The organism is Acinetobacter geminorum, assembly GCF_013009345.1.
Taxonomy (GTDB): Bacteria; Pseudomonadota; Gammaproteobacteria; order Pseudomonadales; family Moraxellaceae; genus Acinetobacter; species Acinetobacter geminorum.
In genome coordinates this window covers 302957-321386 of sequence record NZ_JABELE010000002.1, presented here as the reverse complement: position 1 = coordinate 321386, position 18430 = coordinate 302957, and the positions used below count along the sequence as shown (strand labels likewise).

The following is an 18430-nucleotide window of genomic DNA, read 5'->3' as shown; positions in this document are numbered from 1 at the left end:
GAGTTTGGTGTGGTAACTCAACTGATGGCTCTAGTCCTTATGTTTTTCAAGTCAATTTCTTATCCGCGATTCGGGTTATATAAAAAAGAAAAGGCCTAGTTTATGACTAAGCCTTTTTTATTATTTACTTAATCTTTTTAAAGATAAAGTCATTAATTTTATGACCTGACTCAATACCACGGCGTTCAAACTTAGTCACTGGGCGCCATTCTGGACGTGGGTAACTGTTGCCTTTACCTGCCAAGTTCTCAAGATCTGGACGGTTATCTAAAATATCAAGCATCCATTCTGCATACGGTTCCCAGTCTGTTGCTGCGTGGAATGTGCCGCCAAGTTCAAGTTTCTGTTCAACCAATTGCATACGCTCATGAATAACAAAACGGCGTTTAAAATGACGTTTCTTTTGCCAAGGGTCTGGAAAGTAAAGTTGTACACAGTTAATACTGTTGTCTGGCATTTCACGTAAAACCTGAATCGCATCTGCATCAAGTACACGCAAGTTTTTAAGTTCCGCCATACCTGCTTCATAAAGACACTGAGCAATACCAGGTACGTGGACTTCAATACCCACATAGTTGCGTTCAGGGTTGGCTTTTGCCATAAGCACTAATGAACGACCCATACCAAAACCGATTTCAACAGTTAAAGGACGTTCTGGATGTTCGAAATGTTGGCGTAAGTCGCCAACAGGATATTCCAAAATTAAATCGCGATGTTGTTCTAATGCCGTGCGTTGAGACGTATTAAGTGGTGCTGAACGACGCATAAACGTCACAATTTCACGGTGTTCAGGCAAATTGTCTAAGTCTGCAATTTGCGTTTCTAACTGATCGATCGACATAACCTTGGCAATATTGAAATTCAAATGCGGTATTTTAAGTCTTCATGTGGTCAAGTCAAATGTTTCGGTGTTTTTCTTCATGTAGATGTCATGTTCAATATTTAATCTAAGAATCTATATAAATTTCAAATGAACATATTTACTCATGAAAAACTTTCAATTACGCACACTTTCTGTGCTATTAGGGGCACTTGGTGCTTTTACGTATAGTCCTTGGGCACAAGCACAGCTCATGTTTAGTCAATATGTTGACGGCAGTAGTAACCGCAAAGGTTTGGAAATTTATAATCCAGATGGCGCTACAGTTAACTTAGCCGACTATGAAATTCAACAATTTAATAATGGCGGTACAGTAAAAACAGCAACTTTCCGTTTACAAGGATCGTTAACTAGTAAGCAGAAGTTTTTGGTAGGCCGTTCTGAGTTGCAGGCTGAACTTGGTAGTAAAGTCGATCAGGTCGCTGCATTATCTTTTAACGGTGATGATGCCGTTGTGCTTGTGTACAAAGGCACACCTGTAGACCGTTTTGGGCGTATTGGCGAGCGACCAGAAGCAGGATGGGGAACAGCCGTTTCGAGCTTAGGAAATAGTTTTAAGCGTATTGAAACTGAGAACCCAGCTTTAAGTATTGATGCAACTGCAGCATTTGATTTGGACCGTTCATGGTCGGCTTGGGCAAATCGAAATGACTTTTCAAATTTATCAGGTTCTACAACTCAGCCTCCTGTTGAAACAGTAAGTTGTTCAAGCTCAGATACACCAATTGCTGATTTAGCTACATCAACTCAAGACCAGACTTATACAGTGCGTGGGGTGATTACTGCTGATTATCGTTATGCCAATGGTTTTTCTGGCTTCTATGTTCAGACACCAGATACGAAAGCACGTGCGAATGTTAGCAATGCTATTTTTGTTTATATTCCAAATAGCAGCGCTGTAAAAGGTGGACAAATTGGCGATGAAGTTATTTTGCGTGGTCGTTTAACGACTTATCAAAACCAATTGCAATTAGATCAATTACAACAAGATATTCAAACTTGTAATAGCAATATGGCAAATCAAGTTCAGCCGATTAGCCTTGAACTCCCATTTGCTAGCTTAACGGGTGGTTCAACCCATTCTCCGCAGCGTTATCAAGGTATGTTGGTCAAATTACCTCAGACTTTAACGGTAAGCGAGAACTACAATTATGGCCGTTATGGTGAATTATCTCTAAGCTTAGGTCGCTTATATATTCCGACTAATTTATATCCAGCGTTATCTCCTGAAGCTAAAGCTCTTGCTCAGAAAAATTTATTGTCGAAAATTATTTTTGATGACGGCTATAACAACCAAAACCGTACTCCATGGTTACCGACAAATTTTAGCGCTGCCAATACGCTACGTTCAGGTTATCAACTTAAAAATACTGAAGGTATTTTGGAATACCGTTTTAATGGTTGGCGTGTGCAACCAGTGCTTGGACGTAATCAGCCTGAAGTGATTACTCAAACAAACCCGCGTCAAAGTGTCATTACCAAAAATGCTAATCACATTCGTGTAGCTTCATTTAACGTTTTGAACTATGACAATGGTGCAACTGGTTTTCCAACAGAACGTGGTGCAACAACACAAGCTGAGTTTGATAAACAGCACCGTAAAATTGTGAGTGCACTCAAAGCGATTGATGCCGATGTTTACGGTTTAATGGAAATTGCTAACAATGGTTATGGCCCGAACAGTGCAATTGCTCATTTAACCAGTGCTTTAGGTAGTGATTGGAAATACGTTGTTCCTGAAAACTTAGACCGTTTAGGTGGTGATGCAATCGCGGTTGCTATTATTTATAACAGCAAGCGTGTTAAGCCTTTGAATAAACCTGTTGTGCTTGATTTAGGCGACAAGAACCGAACAACATTGGCGCAAAGTTTCCAAGCCGTTCGTGGTAATAAAACCTTTACCGTTATTCCAAATCACTTGAAATCGAAAAGCTGTAGCGGAGTGGATGCTAGCTCTACTGATGCAGACCAAAAAGATGGTCAAGGCTGTTGGAACCCGACTCGTGTGAAAGCAGTAGATCAAATTGTGCAGTGGTTGGCGAAAAATCCAACTCAAGTGCCTAAGCAAAATGCTTTACTTGTAGGGGATATGAACAGTTACGCAAAAGAAGAACCTATTTTGTCATTTGAAAAAGCAAACTACAAAGTTTTGCTGAATGACGCTAAGGTAGGACAGGGTGCTCAGGCATATAGCTATGTATTTGGTGTTGCGAGTGATGCCAATGGAAATGGTGGAGCAGGTAACTTAGACCATGCAATTGCGGATGCATCTTTATATCCAAAAGTAGTGAGAACCTTTGCATGGCATATCAATGCAGATGAGCCAACCGTTTTAGACTACAACGAAGAATATAAAACTGATGAGCAAAAGGCACTGTTTTATGGTGAAGATGCTTATCGTTCTTCGGACCATGACCCTGTAATTGTCGATCTGGATTTAAATGGAAAAGACTCAAGCCATCCTGACGATGATAAGAAAAAAGGGATCTTTGATTTCTTAAATGAATTAATGAATTGGCTTAGTCAGCTTTTTAAGCGTAATTAACGGAAAATTGCGTGACGTAAATGTGTTTTATCATATTTTAAACAATCGTCACGCAAGACAACTTGCAAGGAATAACTTTTTCAAGAATATTAGATGGTGTAAGTATTTTATAAGTTTACGCTTTTTTACAATTAAGGAATTGTGCAAACCTTGCAGGTTTTCTAGAAGCAATTTAAAACGTTAATATGAGATAACAAGGATCAGATATGAAATTATATTATTCGCCAGGCGCATGTTCTTTAGCTGCACATATTATTTTAAATGAAATTAATGTTGATTTTGATTTAGAACGAGTAAATTTAAAAACACATAAAACAGAAAAAGGCGCAGATTATTACGAGATTAATCCAAAAGGATATGTACCAGCTTTAGAAATTAATCCTGGCTTAATGTTAACCGAAAACGTTGCGATTTTACCGTTTCTTGCTCAGCATGATCCTAAGCAGGATTTGATTCCGCCATCAGGAATGGGCCGTGCGAAAGTATTGGAGTGGTTGGGGTATTTGAACTCTGAGTTACATGATGCCTATGCAGTATTCTTTGGCGCACCATTAACAAGTGATGAAAAAGCTAAAGCTTATGCAGAAATCGACCGTCTTTTAAAATATATCGATAATTATTTGGCTGAATCTGATTATGATTATTTGGTAAATGATAATTTCGGCCCAGCAGATGCTTATCTATTTGTTTTAACAAATTGGTCAAACTCAATTGAGCACGATTTAACACCGTATAAGCATATTATTGCATTACGTAATAAAGTTGCAGAGCGTCAATCTGTACAAATTGCGATGCGTGATGAAGGCTTAATTTCATAAAAGATTTTTAAAAGCCAAAAAAAGCCCCTAGTCAATAGGGGCTTTTTTATACTAAAGACGATTAGTGTTGAGCGTCTTTTTTCACATCAGCAGCTGCATTTTCAACAGCTTGAGCTGTATCGGCAGTTGCTTTACGTGCAGTCGCTTCAGCTTGCGCAGCAGCATCAGCGGTTGCGTCAGCAGCATGGTCGGTTGCAGCATCGATTTTTTCAGCAGCATTATCAGTTGCAGTAGCAATATCGTCTGCAGCTTTGTCACCAGCAGATTTGATATCTGCAGTTGCTTGTTGAGCAGCATTTTCTAAGTGTTCACCCGTTGTCGCACCTGTTTCTGGAGCTTTATCTTTATTACATCCAACAAGAGCAACGGTCGCAGCAAGACCTAAAGCAACAAGTAATTTATTCATTGTGTTTTTCCTTCTAATTTATGGCATCCAAAATTATGGATGTCTAAAATATAAACATAAACTAACTGATTAATAAAGATCGAAAATTGTTAAAGAGTTGTAACTCTAATATTAAAAAAGCCTAGCATTTTGTAATGCTAGGCTTGGGTTAAATCGTACTGGTTTGACTAGGTTTTACTGCCCAGAACGGATGATGTAATCAAACGCAGAGAGTGATGCTTTAGCGCCTTCACCTGTAGCAATAATGATTTGCTTGTAAGGTACAGTGGTACAGTCACCCGCAGCAAATACACCTTGCACATTGGTTTCGTTGCGGTCATTCACAATGATCTCGCCACGGTTGGTTAATTCAACTTCACTGTCTTTCAAGAAGTCAGTGTTTGGTAATAAACCAATCTGCACAAAGATCCCAGCAAGCTCGACCACATGCTCTTCATCAGTGGCACGGTCTTTATATTTAAGGCCAGTCACTTGTGATCCGTCGCCTAACACTTCGGTACTTAAGGCATTCATAATCACCGTTGTGTTTGGCAAGCTATGCAATTTGTTTTGCAACACTTGGTCTGCACGAAGTTTAGTGTCGAACTCAACCAGAGTTACATGCTCAACAATCCCTGCAAGATCAATTGCAGCTTCTACGCCTGAGTTACCGCCACCAATCACAGCAACACGTTTACCTTTGAACAACGGACCATCACAGTGTGGGCAGTACGCGACACCACGGGTACGGTATTCTTGCTCACCCGGTACATTCATCTCTCTCCAACGTGCACCTGTTGAAAGGATCACTGTTTTCGATTCAAGCTTTGCACCGTTTTCAAGTTCAACTTCAACCAAGCCATTTGCAGTTTGATCTGCACCAACGATTTTGCTGACACGTTGCAAATTCATGATATCAACATCGTATTCACGAACATGCGCTTCCATTTCAGCAGCAAACTTAGGACCTTGAGTTTTTTGCACAGAAGTGAAGTTTTCAATGTCCATGGTATCCATGACCTGACCACCAAAGCGTTCAGCCACGATACCTGTGTTAATGCCTTTACGTGCAGCATAGATTGCAGCTGTTGCACCCGCAGGACCACCACCAATCACCAATACATCAAACGCATCTTTGGCATTGAGTACTGCTGCATCTTTTTCAGCTGAGTTGGTATCAAGTTTTGCCACAATCTCTTCAAGGGTCATACGACCTTGACCAATGTGTTCATTGTCTTGGAATACCATCGGTACTGCCATGATTTTGCGTTGTTCGACTTCGTCTTGGAAGAATGAACCGTCAATCATGGTTGCTGTAGTGTTCGGGTTATAAATCGCGATCAGGTTAAGCGCCTGTACCACATCCGGACAGTTATGACAGCTGAGTGATACAAACACATCAAAGTTGGCTTTGAGGTTTAAACCTTTAATCTGGTTGAGCACTTCATTTGACACTTTAGGTGCATAGCCAGACACTTGTAACAGTGCCAAGATCAAAGATGTAAACTCATGGCCCATTGGTAAGCCAGCAAAGAACACACGGGGTTGTTCACCTGCTTTAGCGACACCAAAGCTTGGACGACGTGTATTGTTACCGTCAAAACGGGCAGTCACTTTGTCAGAAAGCTCAGCGATTTCACTCACTAGTTCTTTAATTTGAGCAGCTTTATCTGATTCATCTAAAGCAGCAACTAATTCGATTGGACTTTCTAGACGTTCTAAGTAAGCTTTTAATTGAGTTTTAATGTTTTGATCTAACATCTGTTTTTTACTCCAATGCATCCAAATTCTTTCAATAGATGCATAGTACGTGAAAACATAAAATAGGTAAAACAGTATGTTTTTATATATTTGATCGGTTTTTTGAATTATTGGGGCTATTAATAATTAAGATCAATAATTTATCTCTAAAATATTCTTTTTTATGTTTTGTGGTGTTTTAAAATGAAAGTATTTAAAAATTTATATATGTTATATGGCTGTAAAGATTTTATGTCATAACATTAAAAGGTACTTTCATGTCATTGCAACGCGGCATTTATCAGCATTATAAAGGTAATCTCTATCAAGTTTTTTCTGTGGCAAAACACAGTGAGACTGAAGAAGAGTTAGTCGTTTATCAGTGTCTTTATGGTGACTATTCAACTTGGGTACGTCCGCTAGATATGTTTACTGAAACGGTTCAAATGGCTGATGGAAGTATCGTGCCGCGTTTCAAGTTAATTCAAAGCACTTAATTCAAACGACTTTTATATAAAATAACGATTTTAAAGGGTGAATATATGCCAAATACTTTTTTCTTACAAAGAGTTGCCGATTTATATGACTCCTTTAAACGACACGATGCTCAGCAAACAGATCGTTTGCTGCGGTATCGTAATATTGAGGCGGAGTCTGCAAAATTACTATCGCAATTTATTCGGATGCAGCAAACCAAATCAATTTTAGAAATCGGGACCTCAACAGGTTATTCTACTTTATGGCTTGCTGAGGCTGCTCAAGCCACTCACGGAAAAGTAACCACGCTTGAAATTGATGCCAATCGTAGTAATGAAGCGAAACGCCATGTGACTGAACTGACATTAGATGAATTGGTTGATTTCTGGGTAGGAGATGCAGCCGATTATTTAAAAGAAGCTCAGGAAACTTTCGATTTTATTTTGTTAGATGCTGAGCGTCCTGCTTATGAGAATTATTGGCTAGATTTAAAACGGCTGATGAAGCCAAAAGGTGGCGTACTCATTATTGATAAGGTTATTTCACATGCGGCTGAAGTCAGTTCATTCTTAGCTTTAATTAAAAAAGATGAAAATTTTATGAGCAGTATTTTGCCCGTAGGCGCTGGTCTATGTATTGTGGTGGCAAGATAAGCCATTTGAAAATATGATTTATTCATTCATAAAGGCCTGTTCAACGCAGGCCTTATTTCATTATGTTATGAAGCATTCACTAAAGATAGGCGAGTAAAGTGTAAGTCGAATTCTAAATATTTATGTACAAAAGCAGCTTTGTCTGTTGATCGTAATAAGTTGTCATAAATAAATTCTGGTACAGGATGATAAAGTTCGCCCGAACCATCGCTATAAAATATTTTTAGATGACGTGAAGTCGCATTGTATTTCCATGAAGTGACTGCCACAGTATTCGCCATAAATTTTTCCCCTTTTATTTCATATTACTTAAGCTCAAAAAACATCGGTTATTTATTCGACATTACTCAAACTTCATGTAATGGGGAAGGGCATAATTGTAAAAGTATCAGTAGAAAATGTGATGTGCTTATTCAAAACAAAAGAACCATCCGATGAAGGATGGTTCTTTGAGTTTTTAAAATCTAATAAGAGATTAGATCTTACCAACTAGGTCGATAGATGGAGCAAGAGTTGCTTCGCCTTCTTTCCATTTAGCTGGGCAAACTTCACCTGGGTGAGCGTGTACATATTGAGCAGCTTTTACTTTACGAAGAAGTTCAGATGCGTCACGGCCGATACCACCAGCGTTGAGTTCAACGATTTGGATTTTACCTTCTGGATCGATAACGAAAGTACCACGGTCAGCTAAACCTTCAGATTCGATAAGAACGTCGAAGTTTTTAGAAAGAGTCCAAGTTGGGTCACCAACTAATGGGTATTGGATTTTTTTGATTTCTTCAGAAGTGTCGTGCCAAGCTTTGTGAGTGAAGTGTGTATCAGTAGATACAGCATAAATTTCAACACCAAGTTTTTGGAATTCAGCGTAGTTGTCAGCTAAGTCACCAAGTTCAGTTGGACAAACGAAAGTGAAGTCAGCTGGATAGAAGAATACAACAGACCATTTACCTTTAAGGTTAGTTTCGTTAACTTCAACAAATTGGCCGTTGTGGTAAGCAGTTGCTTGGAATGGTTTAACTTCAGTATTAATCAAGCTCATCATTGTCTCCATGATTGAGGTTTATATTTAAACTTGTTTACGAGATGTAGAATAAATAAAAATTCTTTATTGGGGAAATAGTATTTTTACATGACTAAAATCGGAAAATCGAATAAGTGATAAATTTACGATTTTTAAGTCCCCACACACTGTATTCGATTTGACTGCAAAAACATGTAAATCAAATGACAGTTATCGTAAAAGAAACTTGCCTAACAACATGAAGTCTAGTGAATCAAAATTCAAGGGCAAAATTTTAAAAAATTAAAAATATATAAAAAACCAACTGTTTTACCTTATGGTCATTAGAGCGTAAAATAGAGGATTGTTGTATTTTCAGGAAAATTTGTCTGTGCAGAATGATTTAAATATTGATCAGTGGGTGATGGCAAGAGATCGTTACCGTTTAAATCGTTTGCGTAAAGATAAAAAAGCCAATACAGCAGAGATTGAAAAATTATTTGAACAATCTAATGCCAAAGTAAGGCAGCGATTTGAACGTCTCCCTAAAATCAAACTGAATCAGGATTTACCTGTTTCCCAATATGCAGACCGTTTAATTGATGCGATTCAAAAGTATCAGGTGATTATTGTGGCAGGTGAGACGGGTTCAGGTAAAACCACCCAGCTTCCTCAGATTGCAATGCTAGCGGGCCGTGGTTTAACGGGAATGATTGGTCATACCCAGCCACGTCGTTTAGCTGCACGTAGTGTTTCTCAGCGTATTGCAGAAGAAGTCGGCGAAAAGCTTGGCGAATCGATTGGTTTCAAAATCCGTTTTAATGAACAAGGTTCGCAGGACTCTATCGTAAGGTTAATGACCGATGGTATTTTGCTTGCCGAGTTAGGTAATGACCGTTATTTGTCTAAATATGACACGATCATTATTGATGAAGCACATGAACGCTCACTCAATATCGATTTTATTATGGGCTATTTAAAGCAGTTACTGCCAAAACGTCCAGATCTAAAAGTTATCGTGACTTCGGCAACTTTAGATGTAAATCGCTTTAGTAATTACTTTAATGACGCACCTATTTTTGAAGTAGAAGGGCGTAGTTATCCTGTCGAAGTACTTTATCGCCCAATTTCAGAAATGAATATTGGTGGCAGTGATGACGATGAGTTTGATGATTTTGAAGAAAACCTTCCTCGTGCAGTTGTACAGGCCGTAGAAGAATGCTTTGCTGACGCAGAAGCAAAAGGTCATCCAGAACATGCCGATATTTTAATTTTCTCAAGCACAGAACAAGAAATTCGTGAGTTGCAGGAAACCTTACAAAAGTATGGGCCTAGACATACCGAAATTTTACCGTTGTATGCGCGTTTAGCTGTTTCTGAACAACAAAAGATTTTTAGTCCGGGTGGTAAAGGTCGTCGTATTATTATTGCGACGAACGTGGCCGAAACTGCACTTACGGTTCCAAATATTCGCTATGTAATTGATAGCGGTTTTGCTCGTATATCGCGTTATAACTACCGTTCTCGTGTACAACGCTTACCAATTGAAGCAATTTCTCAGGCTGCGGCCAATCAGCGTAAAGGGCGTTGTGGTCGTATTGCTCCGGGTGTGTGTATCCGTTTATATAGCGAAGAAGACTTTTTAAGTCGTCCTGAATTTACCGAACCTGAAATTAAACGAACCAACTTAGCATCTGTTATTTTGCAAATGCAGAGCTTAGGGTTAGGTGAGTTAGAAAACTTCGATTTTATTGAGCCGCCAGATTTCCGCCTAGTTAATGATGGGCGTAAGTTGCTGATTGAGTTAGGCGCACTTAACGAGAAGAAAAATGAGCTGACCAAAGTTGGGCAAATGATGGCACGTATGCCAATTGACCCGCGACTCGCGCGTATGATCGTGGGCGGTGCTCATTTTGGCGTACTCAAAGAAATCTTAATTGTAGTAAGTGCTTTAGCTGTTCAGGACCCGCGTGAGCGCCCAGCTGATAAACAAATGCAAGCTGACCAAAAGCATGCATTATTCAAAGAAGCGGATTCAGATTTTCTGTTTTATTTAAAACTTTGGGAGACTTTAAATCCTAAAGGCGAAGCAGGCATGTCTGAAAATAAACGCCGTCAATTTGCCAAGCAGCATTTCTTAAGCTGGTTGCGTTTGCGTGAATGGAAACAGACACATCAGCAATTGGTTGAGTTAGCCGAAGGTTTAAAACTGAGCTTTAATGAAAAATCTGCGAATTATGAAAACTTGCACCGTGCGTTGCTAACAGGTTTATTATCCTTCATTGCCAATAAAACTGATGAACGAAATACCTTTATGGCAGTGCGTCAGCAAAAGGCTAAAGTTTTCCCTGCGAGTACTTTGCATAAAACCAATACCTCTTGGGTGATGGCTTTTGAGATGGTCGAAACTTCTCAAGTGTACTTACGTACTTTAGCCAAAATTGACCCTGAATGGATTTTGCTTGCTGCACGTGACTTATTGAAATATCACTATTTCGAGCCACATTGGTCTAAGAAAGCGGGAATCGTCAATGCGTATGCGCAAATTTCTTTATTTGGTTTAATTATTGAGCCAAAACGGTTAATTAATTTTGAGAAAGTTGACCAACCTGCTGCTCATGAGATTTTCTTACGCGATGCATTAACTACGGGTAACTTGGGTACAGTTCCACCATTTTTAAAACACAACTTACTTAAACTTGAAGAAGTAGAGCGAGTTGAAGATAAATTGCGTCGTCGTGATTTGGTGGTGGATGAAGAAACAATTTATCAGTTTTATGCATCTAAGATTCCTGAAGAAATTGCGAGCCGTCGTAGCTTTGAAGACTGGCGTGCGACAGTAGAAGCAAATAATCCTCGTTATTTATTTATTGACGATGATGCGCTCTGGCTCAATGACCGACCAACAACTCAGCAATTTCCAGATCATTTGCACAATGGTCAGCTACGTTTAGCAACGACATATCATTTTGACCCGAGCCACGACGAAGATGGTGCCACTGTTCAAATTCCTGTACAGGCGCTGCCTCAAGTTGATGAAAATATATGGTCATGGGGAATTCCGGGTTGGCGACAAGATTTAATTGAGGCTTTACTCAAAGCTTTACCTAAAGACAAGCGTCGTAATGTGGTGCCAATTCCTGATACAGCTCGTAAGCTCATGCAAGGGGTTGATGCGGTACATTTACGTGAACATATTTTTAGTTATTTAGCTTTTGCCTTGCGTGGTGAGCAAATTACTGAAAAAGATTTCTCGTTTGAACGTATTGATCCATATTTGGTACCTTTCATTAAAGTGATTGATGAAAAAGGTAAGCTGATTGCGAAAGGGCGTGATTTACCTGAGTTAAAAGCACGTTGCCGCGTAGAAACACATCGTCCAGTTAAACAGCAAAAAGGTGAGTTTAAAAACTTTCCTGAAAACTTTACTTTTGAGGCCTCTCATAAAGTCACGGGCGTTGTAGTTAAACAATATCAGGCTTTAGTTCCGACCAAGGCTTTTGCTGACCTCGAAGCTAAAGATGAGTCAGGCATTGTTATTCAAACGTTTAACGATCAAGCTGAGGCGATTAAACAGCATCGTGAAGGAATTATTCGTCTAGTCCATATGCAACTTGGTGATTTAGTTCGTCAGTTGAAAAAGCAGATTTCAAAACCGCTCGCGTTGGCTTATTCACCTTTGGGCGATAAAGCTAAGCTTGAGCAGATGTTGGTCTATGCAACGTTGCAGATGGCAATTACGACTTTGCCAATTAACGCTGATGAATTTAATAAGCTGCTAGATCAGGTCAAAAAGCAATTTTTGAGTTATGGTCAGCAAGCACTTGAGCAATTAAGTGATATTTATATTCAGTGGCAGCAAATCCGTCGTCAGCTTTTAGTACTTGATTCAGGCGTGTTTGGACGCAGTATTGATGATATTGAAGACCAGTTAGATCTCATGTCACTGAGTAATTTTGTTTACTGTCAACCAGTCGATCTTTGGCAGGAATACCCGCGTTATTTAAAAGCACTGCTATTGCGTTTAGATCGATTGCCAAATAATCTACAGCGAGATCATGCTGCAATTGACGATGTCGATCCATGGATGGACAAGGTGTTTAAATTCAAAAACGATCCAAAAATCAAAGAATTGTATTTGATGTTGGAAGAATTTCGCATTTCTTTATTTTCTCAGCCGATGAAAACCAAGATGCCTATTTCGCCAACTCGACTGCAAAAGTTATGGGATCGTTTGGGAATCAGTTAAGATAGATCGGGGTCTGTTTATGCTGTTGTTTAGCCTACAACGCAATTTATAAATGAAAGATTAACAGACCCTATTCATTTTTTTAGGAGTTTTACATGGGCATTCGTATCACAGGTACTGGGTTATTTCACCCAACAGAAATCATTTCTAATGAAGAACTGGCCGACAGTTTAAATGCTTATGTGGAACAATATAACCAAGAGAATGCAGAGAAAATTGCAGCAGGTGAGCTAGAAGAGTTACGTGGTTCTAGTGCTGAATTTATTGAAAAAGCGTCTGGTATTAAGCGCCGTTACGTGATTGAGAAATCAGGTATCCTTGATCCAACACGTTTACGTCCTCGTTTGTCTGAACGTTCAAATGATGAACTTTCACTTCAAGCAGAGTGGGGTGTGATTGCTGCGAAACAAGCAATGGAAAATGCAGGCGTAACTGCTGAAGATATCGATGTTGTGATTTTGGCATGTTCAAACATGCAGCGTGCTTATCCAGCTGTAGCGATTGAAATTCAATCGGCACTTGGCATTCAAGGTTATGCCTACGACATGAACGTTGCATGTTCAGCTGCTACTTTTGGTTTGAAACAAGCGGCAGATGCAATTCGCTCGGGTGCTCGCCGTGTTTTATTGGTAAATGTCGAGATTACATCGGGTCATCTGGATTACCGTAACCGTGATTGCCACTTCATTTTTGGTGATGTTGCAACGGCTTCTATTATTGAAGAAACCACTACTAAAACTGGTTTTGAAATTTTAGATATTCATTTATTTACTCAATTTTCAAACAACATTCGCAATAACTTTGGTTTCTTAAACCGTAGCGAAGATGCGGTCGTTGATGACAAGTTATTCCGTCAAGATGGCCGCAAGGTATTTAAAGATGTTTGTCCATTGGTGGCAAAAATCATTAATGCACAGTTAGAAAAAATGCAGTTAACTGCAAATGATATTAAGCGTTTCTGGTTACACCAAGCCAATGCCAATATGAATGAACTAATCTTGAAATATGTGGCTGGTAAAGAGGCAGATTTAAGCCGTGCACCAATTATTCTAGATGAGTTTGCGAATACCTCTTCAGCAGGTGTGATTATTGCTTTACACCGTACAGGCCACGAAGTGGATGATGGCGAATATGGCGTGATTTCATCTTTCGGTGCTGGTTATTCAGTAGGTTCGATTGTTGTTCAAAAGCACGTTGCTTAAGTTACTAGATTAATTAAAAACGCTCGTAAGAGCGTTTTTTTATGGGTCGAAAATAATAAAGCGGACTAAAATTAGCCCGCTTAGATTGAATCAAAAATGATTAAAACTTTTTGGTGTAGTTTACAAACAAGCGGTCTTCACCAAAGTCATTGCCATGTTTTACATTGTAATCAATGCGAATGTATTGCAGGGCGACGCCTTTTAAGAATGACTGCTGAAACGCATAATTTAAAATCACATTTGACTCGGTTTCGTGGTTTTTCTCACCATTGGCTGCTTTAAAATCATGGCCATAGACATATTTCACCATTGCGTTTAAGCCCGGAACATAATCTTTAAAGTCGTAGCCATACATTACATGATAAGACTTTTCGTCTTCTTTAAAGAAACCAGTAGCGTTCCAGTTAATGAAATAGGTTTCCGGTATGAACCCATCCGGTAATGGATAAGCCGACTCACCGATAATCTGCTGGTACCCCAAGCCAAAGGTATGGTTTTTTACTTTGAGCGTTTCTAGCACCCCGATGTTTTGCGCATCAATATCAAAAGTGTTGCCATCATCTTTTGCATTAAAGTACTTAAACTTAGACGTAAGAGCGAAATTAGGTTGTTTCCAATTATGCTCAAACCCTACATAGTGTTTGTTGTAGAGGTCTTCTAAATTACCGAAGTAATATTCACCCTTGAGTGACGGCGTAAATTGATAGCGCAGATCTATGTAATTTAAGCCATCAGATTCTTTAGTCATTCCATTTGCCGTGAAAGAAAACTTTTTAAAGTCTTCTTCATTTCGTGGAGAGACTTTTTCCACTCGGCCAATTTCTGCATAAAGCTGATCTGAAAGTTGCGACTTAAGATTGGTTCCCCAATATGAAGCAAGCAACTGACGACTGGCATCCACAGCGGTTACAGGCAAGTCTAACCAAAGCTCACCGACACTTAAAAGAGTTTTGTCATAACCCAGTTTTAAAGTGGCGCCGTATTTTAAAAAGTCGGATGCTTGTGATTGTGTCTCTTTATTAAAAGGCAAAACTGTGTCCGTAACATGTTTATCTGAACTTAAGCGCACGGCGTATTGAACAGAAGCATCAGCTCCAATCGTAATGGGCTTGTCTGCAATTTGCAGCGGAGTGTCATGCATTTTCGATTTATAAAATAGCGATGCTGCCTGAGACCAACTACCAGTGTCTTTGAGTGCATCATTATCAAAATTACGATTGATATAGGCATTCTTTAGCGTGAATTTCCATTCATCTTCAGCCTGCTGATTTGGATTTGCAGCGAATGAATTGCCACACATCAATACTAAGGTTGCAAAGGTTAAAGCATGTGGCTTAAAGCGATGTAATAATTCCATAATCCATTTCCAAAATCTATGCGCCAGTCCTAGGCGCATGTATGTTTACTGCTGGGTAAGCGTGTTTTGAGGGTTAAAAGTTGATGGCGTTTGTGCGGCAACAGAGGCTTTAAGATTGACCATAAATATTGCAAGTGCAGCAATCACACCCGGAATCGCAATTGCTAAGAAATTCATTTGGTGAGGAAGCTCAAATGTGAGCAGAGCTCCAGTTAAAACTGGTCCAATAATCGCGCCGATACGACCAATTCCAGATGCCCAGCCCATGCCAGTTGAACGAAGTGCTGTCGGGTAGAACTGTGCAACAAACGTGTAGAGTAAGATTTGTGAACCAATGGTGGCAGCGCCAGCAATCGCAATCAGGCTATATAAAATAAATTGTGGACTATTAATGCCAAGCAGAATTAAAGCTGCTGATCCCACAATAAACATAATGGTAATAACAGGTTTTAAATGGAATCTATCTGCTAAAGCACCACCACCAATTGCACCGACCATACCGCCAATATTGAGTGCAAACAGGAATAACATGCTCGCACCTAATGAGTAGCCCGCTTGCAGCATGAGTTTAGGTAACCAGCTTCCTAAGGCATACACCATGAGTAAGCACATAAAGAAAGCAATCCAGAACATAAATGTGCTGAAGGTACGACCCTGTTGGAAAAGCGCACGGACAGGTGCATCTGTTGTGGTGCTCTCATTTAATACCAATTGAGTATTGGAGTTTACCTGAGTTTGAGGTGCAATTTTGCTGACAATACTTTTAGCCTGTTCACTCTGATTAGATTTCACTAAAAAGGCGAGAGACTCAGGCAGAAATTTCCAGATCAGCGGGAGTAATAGCAGTGGAATACCTGCAAGTAAAAACATGATTTGCCAGCCCATATCCTTAACGAGCCATGCACCGAGTAGAGCAGATGTCATGCCGCCAATTGCGTAACCACTAAACATGATTGCGACTAATGTACTGCGGATTTTTTTTGGTGCGTATTCAGTCATAAGCGCGACGACGTTTGGCATAACGCCACCAATCCCAAGACCTGCAATAAAGCGTAAAATAGCAAACTCAGTTGGTCCTTTGGCAAAAGCACCTATAAAGGTAAATCCGCTAAATAAGGTGACACAAATCAGGATGGTCTTTTTACGTCCCAGTTTGTCTGAAAGTGTGCCGAAAATCATGGCACCGAACATCATCCCAAATAGCGCTGCACTGGCGAGTAAACCAGCTTCAACAGCAGTTAAAGACCATTGCTGCATTAACAGCGGAAGAGCAACTCCATAAATAACTAAATCATATCCATCAAAAATAATAATAAGTAAGCACCAGATTAAAACTTTCCAATGAAAAGATGTAAAACTGGCTTTATCAATTAACTCATTAATATTAACCTTGCTCGTATCCATTTTCTTCACCTCCAATTTGTGAAGCATCGCGTTATTTTTAAATAAACTATTTTGTTATTGGATTAGAGTCAAAAACCTAATTGATATATCTTTATGTCTTTAAGGTATTGTGCTTAAATTAATATAGGTATTTGAAAAATATAATTTATTTTATTTTCTTTGTGGGTGTTTTTTATTGCGTTTAAAATAGAGTTAAATATTGTATAGTGAGAATTTTAAGGATTTTATAGGTGCTTTTTTATAGATTTCATTGAGGAGAATCACGCTTAAAAGTATCTTTAAATTTATATTATGAGTTGAAGCAAAAATATAAAAATAAAATACTAAAGTCTATTATTTAATTATTGTAGAAATTGATCTTAAAAATGAAATTTAATTTATATTAAATAAAAAATCGCCAAATCAGAATTAGCAAATTATTTGCATCCTGATGTGGCGATTGAGGCTTTATTTTAGTGGTGGGTGCTTAGATAAAAAATTTAATTTGTGGCTGGAGTTGAGCGTGGTGTGAGAATGAAATGGGCGATTACACCAATACAAATACCCCAAAAGACTGAGCTTAATCTAAGGAAATGCATGCCTGATGCAGTAGCTAAAAAGGTAATAAGTGCAGCATCGCGTTGACTATCATTTCTCATAGCAACAGAAATATTGGTGGCAATCGCTCCAAGCAAGGCTAAACCTGCCAGTGCTGCAACCAACTCTTTAGGAAGTAAGCTAAATAGCATGACAATACTGCCAGCAAATAAGCCTCCTAAAATATAAAAAATTCCATTAGCGATACCCGCAATATATCGTTTTTCTTTAAGTTCATGAGCGTCTTTACCCATACATAAAGCCGCGGTAATTGAGGCAAGCACAATGGTAATACCACCTACGCAAGCAACAGCTAAAGAAGCAATACTGGTGACAGTAATAATGGGTTTGGCTGGGGTGTCGTAACCGCTGAGTTTCATAATTGCCATACCTGGTAAAAATTGACCAGTTAAGCTGACTAAAATGAGAGGAACAGCGAGGTTCAGTGTTGAGTTCCATGTCCACTCTGGGCTAATCCACTGCGGAATCGCTAAACTAAAACTCACATCAACAGGGTTCATTTTTCCTAAAATGAGGCTTAATAAAACTCCGGCAGCTAATACCCAAATCATGGTATAGCGTGGCATTAATCGTTTGGCAATTAAAAAGACAATGAGCATGCTAAAGACAATAAAAGGCATGCTGTCGGACGAGGTAAATAGACCAATACCAAATTGAAAAAGAATACCAGCCATCATGCCCGCAGCGACGTCTTGCGGAATCCATTTTAGTAATTTGTCGAAGTAACCTGTAACGCCAATTAAAAAAATAACGATGGCAGAAGTAATATAGGCGGCTACCGCTTCATTCAACGAAACGTTTGGAAATAGAGTAACTAACAGGGCTGTACCCGGTGCTGACCATGCGGTTATAACAGGCGTTTTAAATTTAATCGAAAGATAAATACCTGAAACGGCGGCACCAATTGAGATTCCCCAAATCCATGACACCATCATGTCGGTGGATACATGGGCACGCTGAGCAGCTTGGAAAAAAATAATCAGTGGGCCTGAGTAAGAAATTAAAACCGCAAGAAAGCCAGCAACTGTTGCTGATATGGACCAGTCATTTTTTAATGTCTTTAACAGGGTTGCCATGTGTGATTGCCTCCATGCAAATCATGTTATTTACTCAATCATGCAAA

Annotated in this window: 14 protein-coding genes; 6 read left to right on the top strand and 8 right to left on the bottom strand. The window is 39.3% G+C overall.

Translation table 11 applies throughout. From position 1 onward, the window contains the following. Positions 1–124: 124 nt before the first annotated feature. Entirely contained in the window at positions 125–841 is a 717-nt protein-coding gene (gene trmB, locus HJG58_RS03360; protein WP_002121537.1) for a tRNA (guanosine(46)-N7)-methyltransferase TrmB, read from the bottom strand. Between the two features lie 145 nt (positions 842–986). Here trmB and HJG58_RS03355 point away from each other — a divergent pair, with 145 nt between their 5' ends. Beyond that, entirely contained in the window at positions 987–3425 is a 2439-nt protein-coding gene (locus HJG58_RS03355) for an ExeM/NucH family extracellular endonuclease (protein WP_170247917.1), read from the top strand. 206 nt (positions 3426–3631) lie between these two features. Continuing rightward, positions 3632–4243, top strand: coding sequence for a glutathione binding-like protein (locus HJG58_RS03350; RefSeq protein WP_170247916.1), 612 nt, complete (start codon positions 3632–3634; stop codon positions 4241–4243). A 61-nt stretch (positions 4244–4304) separates the two neighbouring features. On the opposite strand, the gene HJG58_RS03345 is transcribed toward HJG58_RS03350, so the two are convergent. After that, entirely contained in the window at positions 4305–4649 is a 345-nt protein-coding gene (locus HJG58_RS03345; protein ID WP_170247915.1) for a hypothetical protein, read from the bottom strand. A 174-nt stretch (positions 4650–4823) separates the two neighbouring features. Beyond that, positions 4824–6389: an alkyl hydroperoxide reductase subunit F gene (ahpF, locus tag HJG58_RS03340; RefSeq protein ID WP_216076494.1), complete on the bottom strand. Its 1566-nt coding sequence runs from the start codon at positions 6387–6389 to the stop codon at positions 4824–4826. Positions 6390–6646: 257 nt separating this feature from the next. On the opposite strand from ahpF, the gene HJG58_RS03335 reads away from it, so the two are divergent. Together HJG58_RS03335 and HJG58_RS03330 are read left to right on the top strand one after the other, a co-directional pair. Further along, positions 6647–6865, top strand: a complete 219-nt coding sequence (locus HJG58_RS03335; RefSeq protein ID WP_004702746.1) for a DUF1653 domain-containing protein — start codon at positions 6647–6649, stop codon at positions 6863–6865. Positions 6866–6910: 45 nt separating this feature from the next. Next, positions 6911–7498 (top strand): O-methyltransferase, encoded by a 588-nt coding sequence (locus HJG58_RS03330; RefSeq protein ID WP_170247913.1) that lies wholly within the window; start codon positions 6911–6913, stop codon positions 7496–7498. Positions 7499–7563: 65 nt separating this feature from the next. Here the strand turns inward: HJG58_RS03330 and HJG58_RS03325 are convergent, their stop codons facing one another. Together HJG58_RS03325 and ahpC are read right to left on the bottom strand one after the other, a co-directional pair. Continuing rightward, the gene (locus HJG58_RS03325; RefSeq protein WP_005070287.1) at positions 7564–7779 is read right to left on the bottom strand and encodes a KTSC domain-containing protein; all 216 of its coding nucleotides are present in this window, start codon (positions 7777–7779) and stop codon (positions 7564–7566) included. A 194-nt stretch (positions 7780–7973) separates the two neighbouring features. After that, complete coding sequence (ahpC, locus tag HJG58_RS03320) at positions 7974–8537, bottom strand: alkyl hydroperoxide reductase subunit C (protein WP_003652649.1); 564 nt, start codon at positions 8535–8537, stop codon at positions 7974–7976. Positions 8538–8889: 352 nt separating this feature from the next. Between ahpC and hrpA the strand changes: the two genes are divergently transcribed. Further along, a complete protein-coding gene (hrpA, locus tag HJG58_RS03315; protein WP_170247912.1) occupies positions 8890–12747 on the top strand; it encodes an ATP-dependent RNA helicase HrpA in 3858 nt (1285 codons plus the stop codon). 95 nt (positions 12748–12842) lie between these two features. Continuing rightward, positions 12843–13949, top strand: coding sequence for a beta-ketoacyl-ACP synthase III (locus HJG58_RS03310; RefSeq protein ID WP_031947810.1), 1107 nt, complete (start codon positions 12843–12845; stop codon positions 13947–13949). Between the two features lie 100 nt (positions 13950–14049). On the opposite strand, the gene HJG58_RS03305 is transcribed toward HJG58_RS03310, so the two are convergent. The 3 genes from HJG58_RS03305 to benE form a co-directional block, all read right to left on the bottom strand. Beyond that, positions 14050–15306, bottom strand: a complete 1257-nt coding sequence (locus tag HJG58_RS03305) for an OprD family outer membrane porin (RefSeq protein WP_170247911.1) — start codon at positions 15304–15306, stop codon at positions 14050–14052. 45 nt (positions 15307–15351) lie between these two features. After that, the gene (locus HJG58_RS03300; protein ID WP_170247910.1) at positions 15352–16710 is read right to left on the bottom strand and encodes an aromatic acid/H+ symport family MFS transporter; all 1359 of its coding nucleotides are present in this window, start codon (positions 16708–16710) and stop codon (positions 15352–15354) included. 479 nt (positions 16711–17189) lie between these two features. Continuing rightward, positions 17190–18383 carry a benzoate/H(+) symporter BenE gene (gene benE, locus HJG58_RS03295; protein WP_170247909.1) on the bottom strand — a complete coding sequence of 398 codons (1194 nt, stop codon included), beginning with the start codon at positions 18381–18383 and terminating at the stop codon, positions 17190–17192. Positions 18384–18430: the final 47 nt, after the last annotated feature.